Origin of the sequence: Streptomyces purpurogeneiscleroticus (genome assembly GCF_020024005.1) — a bacterium.
Classification (GTDB): Bacteria; Actinomycetota; Actinomycetes; order Streptomycetales; family Streptomycetaceae; genus Streptomyces; species Streptomyces purpurogeneiscleroticus.
The window spans coordinates 1-6,807 of the sequence record NZ_NHSG01000202.1 but is presented as its reverse complement, the minus strand read 5'-3'; the positions used below and the strand labels follow the sequence as shown (position 1 = coordinate 6,807).

The 6,807-nt window shown below is 73.2% G+C and carries 5 protein-coding genes; all 5 read right to left on the bottom strand.

Features of this window, described 5'->3' with window-relative positions; genetic code table 11:
* Positions 1 to 892 (bottom strand): glycosyltransferase family 2 protein (locus CCS38_RS13115; protein WP_223733419.1); only part of this gene is annotated, 892 nt, incomplete at its 3' end.
* A 141-nt stretch (positions 893 to 1,033) separates the two neighbouring features.
* On the bottom strand, positions 1,034 to 1,918 hold the full coding sequence (locus CCS38_RS13110) for a carbohydrate ABC transporter permease (RefSeq protein ID WP_223733418.1): 885 nt from the start codon (positions 1,916 to 1,918) through the stop codon (positions 1,034 to 1,036).
* Complete coding sequence (locus CCS38_RS13105; RefSeq protein WP_223733417.1) at positions 1,915 to 3,264, bottom strand: carbohydrate ABC transporter permease; 1,350 nt, start codon at positions 3,262 to 3,264, stop codon at positions 1,915 to 1,917. Before CCS38_RS13105 ends, CCS38_RS13110 begins: the two co-directional genes overlap by 4 nt.
* A gap of 4 nt (positions 3,265 to 3,268) precedes the next feature.
* Complete coding sequence (locus tag CCS38_RS13100; RefSeq protein ID WP_223733416.1) at positions 3,269 to 4,612, bottom strand: ABC transporter substrate-binding protein; 1,344 nt, start codon at positions 4,610 to 4,612, stop codon at positions 3,269 to 3,271.
* Between the two features lie 200 nt (positions 4,613 to 4,812).
* Positions 4,813 to 6,807 (bottom strand): FtsK/SpoIIIE domain-containing protein (locus CCS38_RS13095; RefSeq protein WP_263301996.1); only part of this gene is annotated, 1,995 nt, incomplete at its 5' end.

Below are 6,807 nucleotides of genomic sequence, written 5' to 3'. Positions count from 1 at the left end.
CGGCGGGGGCGGGGGCGGCGCAGCGGTACCGCCGGCAGTGGGCGGCGGCCCGCCGGAAGAACTCGGCGCGGCTGTCGCGCGGCAGCCGCCCGCGCGCCGTGTAGACGGCCGTGAGGTGGTCGGTCATCCGGCGGACCAGCAGCGGCCGCCAACGGGCCAGCTCCGGGCGGGAGTCGAGGAAGGCGAACACCCGGTCGTACTGGTCGAAGATGTCGAAGTGGCCGCGCCCCGTGGTGCCGAGGATGTTGCCCCGGCGGCGCTGCCGGTAGTGCACACAGACCCGGTCCAGTACCGCGATCGACTCCGCGGTCGCCAGCGCCGGGAACGTCCAGGGCGTGTCCTCGTAGTAGCCCGGCGGGAAGGCGAGCCCCTGCCGCTGCACGAAGTCCCTGCGGTACGCCTTGTTCCACACCACCATCAGCAGCCGCAGCAGGGCGGGCCGGTCGGCGAGGCGGAAGACGTCCGGGCCGTCCTCGGCGAGCAGCTGGGCGTACTGGTTGCGGGCCGCGGTGCCGGACCAGGTGGTGCGGGCGTAGTCGTAGACCAGCACCTCCGGGTCGCCGGTCGCGGCCAGCCGGTCGGCGACGGCCCGCAGGGCGCCGGGCGTGAGGGTGTCGTCGCCGTCCAGGAAGAGCAGGTAGTCGCCGCGCGCGTGGGCGAGGCCGGCGTTACGGGCCGGGCCGAGGCCGGTGTTGGCCGGCAGGTGCACGGGCCGTACCCGGTGGTCGCGGCGGGCGAAGTCGCGGATGAGGGCACCGCAGCCGTCCGGTGACCCGTCGTCGACCGCGATCAGCTCGAAGTCCGGCCAGTCCTGGGCGAGGACGGACTCCAGGCATTCCGGCAGATACGCCTGGACCTGATAAGCGGGAACGATGACGCTGAACCGTGGCAAGGGCACTTCCATGAGTCGGCGGCCGGCTGCGCTGTCGGTCAGCGATCGTTCCCGGACCCGCCGCGCCGTCATGCGGCGCGGCGGCCGGTTACGCCCGGGTGGCAGAGGACTCGCACCCGTTCGAGTGAGCCGCCGCCGGCTCTACTTCACCGCGCCCGCCATCACGCCGGACACGAACTGCCGCTGGAAGGCGAAGAAGACCACCAGGGGAATGATCATCGAGACGAAGGCGCCGGGAGCCAGTACGTCGATGTTGCTGCCGAACTGGCGCACCTCCTGCTGGAGCGCCACGGTGATCGGCGGATTGCCGCTGTCCGCGAAGATCAGCGCGATCAGCATGTCGTTCCACACCCACAGGAACTGGAAGATGCCCAGCGACGCGATGGCCGGGCCGCCCAGCGGCATGACCACCCGGGTGAACAGCCGCAGTTCGCTCGCCCCGTCCAGCCGGGCGGCCTCCAGCAGCTCGCGCGGGATCTCGGCGAAGAAGTTCCGCAGCAGGAACACCGCGAAGGGCAGGCCGAAGGCCGTATGGAAGAGCACCACACCGGCCGTCGTCTCGAAGAGCCCGACCGTGCCGAAGAGCTTCGCGACCGGGATCAGCGCGACCTGTACGGGGACGACCAGCAGCCCCACCACGACCATGAACCAGGCGTCCCGGCCGGGGAAGTCCATCCAGGCGAACGCGTAGCCCGCCAGCGCGCCGATCATCACCACCAGCACCGTCGCCGGCACCGTGATCAGCGCGGTGGTCCACAGCGAGTCCATGATCTTGGCGTTGCCCAGCAGATTGCCGTACCCGGACCAGGTCAGCTGCGCCGGCTTGGCGAACACCTCCCACCAGCCGCTCTCCGCGACGTCCGCCGGATCGCGCAGCGAGGAGATCAGCAGCCCCACCGTCGGCATCAGCCAGAACAGCCCGACCAGGATCAGGAAGACCCGCAGCACGCCGCCGCCGGTACGGGCCGCGATCCGCGCGGCCAAGGACTGCCGGGCGCGTACCGCCCCGTCGGCCACCGCCGTCATCGCTGCCGCTCCTTCCGCAGGCGCCGGAGATTGACGATCATCACCGGCAGGACGAGCAGCAGCAGGAACACCGCGATCGCGGAGCCGATGCCCTGGTTCACGTCCGTGCCGAAGGACGACTGGTACAGCTGGAGGGCGAGCACGTTCGCCTCGTCCTGGCTGGCGCCCGGCGCGATGATGTACACGAGGTCGAAGATCTTCAGCACGTTGATCATCAGCGTCACGAGGACGACCACCAGGACCGGCGCCAGCAGCGGCACCGTCACCCGGCGGAAGACCTGCCACTCGTTCGCGCCGTCCACCCGGGCCGCCTCCAGCAGCTCCCGCGGCACGCTCGCCAGCCCCGCCGCGATCAGCACCATCGCGAAGCCCGCCCACATCCACACATAGCTGCCGATGATCGCGGGCGTCACCAGCGCCGGACCGAGCCAGTCGACGCCGTTGTACGCCTCGGCGAAGTTCGACGCGGGCAGCCGCAGCTGCGCTCCGTCGGCACGGGCCGGCAGGGCGTACGTCCCGTCGGCGTCGGTGGTCGCCGTGGCGACGACCTTGCCGTCCCTGACCGCCTCGATCTGCAGGCCGGCCAGCGCCTTCTCCTGCTTGTCGATCCTGTTCGGGGTGCCGCCGCCCCCGCGCGTGAAGTCCAGCCACGCGGTACCGGTGATCTGCCCGGGACGCGGCTCCGCCGGCACGGCCCGCTGCGCGCCCTTGAGGTCGTCCGGCTGTACGGCCACCAGCGGCAGGCTCACCGCGGTACCGGTCCTCGCCGCCTCCTTGGTGGTGAACGCGCCGCCGCCGGACGCCTTGAGGTCGGAGTTCGGCCGCGGATTGGCCCCCGGGTACGGCGCGGGCTCGGCGAAGGTGTCGTGCACGCTCACCCACACCGCGTTGGCGACCCCGCGCTCCGGGTCCTGCTCGTACACCAGCCGGAAGATGATGCCCGCGGCCAGCATGGAGATCGCCATCGGCATGAAGACGACCAGCTTGAACGCCGTGCCCCAGCGCACCCGCTCGGTCAGCACGGCGAAGATCAGGCCGAGCGCCGTGGCCACGGTCGGCGCGACCACCACCCAGATGACGTTGTTCTTCAGCGCCGTGCGGATCCGCTCGTCGGAGAACAGCTCCCCGTAGTTGGCCAGCCCGACGAAGCCGCTGCCCGGTGCGTCGTACAGGCTGCGCCAGACCGAGTACCCGATCGGATAGACCACCAGCGCGCCGAGCAGCAGCAGCGCCGGGAGGAGGAACGCGACCGCGATCCACGGGCGCGTCCCCGTCACGCTCTTGCCGGGCTTCTTCGCGCCCTTGCCGGGCGCCTGCGCGGCGGCCGCGGTGCCTCCGGAGGTCATGGCATCAGTTCCCGAACGACTTGGCGGCGTCCTTCTCCAGCTGTGCCTGGGTCCCCGCGACGTCCTTCGGGTTCTTCAGGAAGTCCTGCAGCGCCTTCCACTCGCCCTGCCCCGGCTTGCCGCCGAAGGACGCCGGTGCCTGGTCGGACATGTCGAAGCGGAAGTCGTCACCGGCCGCGACCAGCGCCTTGCCGATCTCCCGGAACACGGCGTTCGGGTAGACGGCCGGGTCCAGCTTCTTGTTGGCGGAGACGAAGCCGCCCTGCCCCGCCCAGATCCGGGCGGCGTCCGGGGACGCCAGGAAGGTCAGCAGCGCCTGCGACGCCTTGTTGTCCTTCAGCGCCACCGCCACGTCGCCACCGGTCACCACCGGCGACTCCTTGCCGACCGCCGGGAACGGGAAGACCTTGGCGTCCGTACCGATCTTCGCCTTGGTCTGGCCGATGTTGGCGGCGGCGAAGTCGGCCGAGGAGACCATCGCGGCCTGCGGCTCGTCCTTGAACGTCTGCGTCACCGACTGCGGGAACGCCGTCTGCAGCGCCCCGGAGTTGCCGCCCGCGAGCAGGCCCTTGGCCCCGAAGAGCGAGCCGAGCGTGGTCAGCGCCTGCTTCACCGACGGATCGGTCCACTTGATCTCGTGCTTGGCGAGCTGGTCGTACTTCTCGGGCCCGGCCTGCGAGAGGTAGATGTTCTCGAACCAGTCGGTGAGCGTCCAGCCGTCCGCGCCGCCCACCGAGACCGGCTCCACGCCGGAGTCCGCGAGCGTCCTGGCGGTCTTCAGGAAGCCCTTCCAGTCCTTGGGCTCGGACACTCCCGCGTTCTCGAACGCCTGGGTGTTGTACCAGACCAGCGACTTGTTGCTGGCCTTGAAGTACACGCCGTAGCGCTTGCCGTTGTAGCTGCCCAGCTCCTGCCAGCCCTTGGAGAAGTTCTTGCCCAGCTCCTTCTCCGCGGCCGGGCCGAGCGGCTTGAGCCAGCCCTTCTTGGCGAACTCCTGCAACACGCCGACCTGCTGGAGCATCGCGACGTCCGGCGCGCCGCCGCCGGCGACCTTGGAGCCGATGAAGCCGGCCATGTCGTCGCCGCTGGGCACGAAATCGATCTTGGCGCCCGTGCGCTTCTCGAACTCGTCCAGGACCTTGGTGAAGTTCTCCCGCTCGGGCCCGGTCCACACGGCCGTCACCTGGAGCGTCTGTCCGTTCAGCTTCGGCAGCCGGACGGTGGGCGCGCTGTCGGTGCCGCCCCCGCCCTCGTCGTTTCTGCTGCCGCTGTCGCCGCCGCAGCCGGTCAGCGCCAGCGCACCCACCGCGACAAGTGCCGTTGCCGTACGAAGCGTTGCGTGACGCATCCGTCGCCCTCCCGTTCGCCGTGCGACAGTCCTACCGGCGCCGGGAGGCCCGAGCAATACCGCGTTCGACCGCAACTCCCCGTCGTGACCGGGACGTTATCGCGGTGGGTAACCCAACTTGTCCGTACAGCGACCCATTCGTTGTGTGTCACGGCGTTGTATGCCGCGGCGCTGTACGCGTGTCACGGCGTGGTACGCGGTCACGACAGGGACCGGGCGGCCTTCTGCAGCGCGCTGGCCAGCAGGGCCAGGTCGGTCGGGCCGTTCCCCAGCTCGCGCAGCGGACGGCGGGCCGGCGGATCGCCCATCCGGTGCCACTCCAGGGGCACGACCGTCGGCCGCAGGGTCGACGTGCGGGGTATCCGGCCCGTCACCCGGCCGGCCTGGAAGGGCGTGGCGGAGCCGTCGGCCGCTCGGTACAGCCGCCCGCGCCCGACGGGCAGCGGCTCCTCGCCCGGGTCGCCCTCCGCGCCCAGCCGTGCGCGCAGCCCGGCCCGCTCGGCGGTGGCGGTGGCCGCCGTACGGTCCGGATGGCCGGTCGAGGCGATCAGATGCACGCCGAGCGCGGCGCCCTCCCGGGCGACCGCCTCCAGCGCCCGCACGACGGAACCGGCGGCGGGCCGCCCCGTACTGCCCAGCGCCGGCGCGACCAGCGCGTCGAAGTCGTCGACGATCACGAACAGCCGGGTCATCGGCGACACGGCCGCGAGCCCCTCGCCCGCCGCTGCCGGGCGCTCGGGCCCCTCGGCACCGGGCGTGCCCTGCGTACGCTCCCGGGGCCGCAGCCGCAGCGTGTTCGTCGCCGGGGTGTCGAGCAGGCCGGACTCCTGCATGCCGGGCGCTGCGGAGCCGGGGACCTCGGCGGCGGCGCCCGCGGCCGCTGCCGTACGGCCCTCGACGGACCGGCGCGGGGCGACCACCCGGGGCGTCGCCACATGCTTGGCGCGCCACTCCGCGAAGCCCGTACCGCCCAGTATCTCGGCGCGCCGCTTCAGCTCCGAGACCAGCGCCTGCGCGAACTCCCGCATCCGTACCGGGTCGGAGGCGGCCAGATGCGCGGTGACGTGCGGCAGGTCCGTGCAGAGCCGTAGGCCGTCGCCGCGCTCCGTGCCCGCGCCGTCGACCAGGACCAGCGAGAGCAGGTCCGGGCGGTCGGCGGCGGCCAGCGAGGCGGCGATCGAACGCAGCAGCTCGGTCTTGCCCGTGCCCGGGCCGCCCTCCAGCAGGAAGTGACAGCCGTCGGCGGCCGGGTCGGCGTGCACCGGGCCGTGCGGTCCCGCGCCCAGGACCGCGGCGGCCGCGGGCTCCTCGCTGTCCGCCGCGGCCGCCCAGCGGGCCATCAGGGACGCGGGCGTGGCCCGGGCCAGCCCCAGCTCGTCCAGCAGCCGGGCGCTGTCGGGCAGCGGCACGGCGGCGCTGTGCGTGCTGCGGCCGGCCCGCGCCGTCTCGGCCTCGCGCAGCGGCGCCAGGGCGCGCGCCAGGCGCTCGGCCCACGGCAGGGAGACCGCGTCCACCGTCGCGACCGTGCCGTTCGCCCCAGCGGCGTACGGCCCGGAGCCGTTCTGCGGGACGCCGTTCACGGCGATGCTGCTGCCGGCCGGGGCCAGCGGCGCCGCAGGCTGGACGACGCGCAGCGCCGTGGCCACGTCGCCGCTGAGCACCGCGACCGCGCCGCACTCCCCGAAGGCCGGGGACGCGGCACGGGCCGCTTCGTACGTCGCCGTGAGCGGATACAAGGGCGAGGCGGCCGGCGTCTCGGCCAGCGCGAGCACATGGATGCCGGCCGACGCGCCGCCCGCCGCCAGCCGGGCCACGGTCTCCCGCAGCCCGGACGTGCCGGGGTCGCCATCGGCGATCACGAGGGTGTACGGGCCCTGGTGCCGGGCCGCGGCGGCGGCCACCGCCGACCGGTCGGCGCTCGCCCAGCCGGGGCCGAGCGGCCCGTCGTCCAGGCGGCGGACCAGCTCGGCCGTGCGCGCCGCCGCCTGGTCCTTGTCGTACGCCAGCAGCAGCCGGCAGTCCTGGGCGTGCGCCGGGCGCACGTGCGGCAGCCAGCCGAGCCAGGACCACTCCTCCAGGCGCTGCGCCGTGCCGCGCGCGCGGTCGGCGGCGAGCAGCACGATCTCCAGGGTGCCCGGCGCGTGCAGCGCCGCGAGCTGGGCGACCGCGGCCCGGGCCAGCCCGGCGAGCCGGGG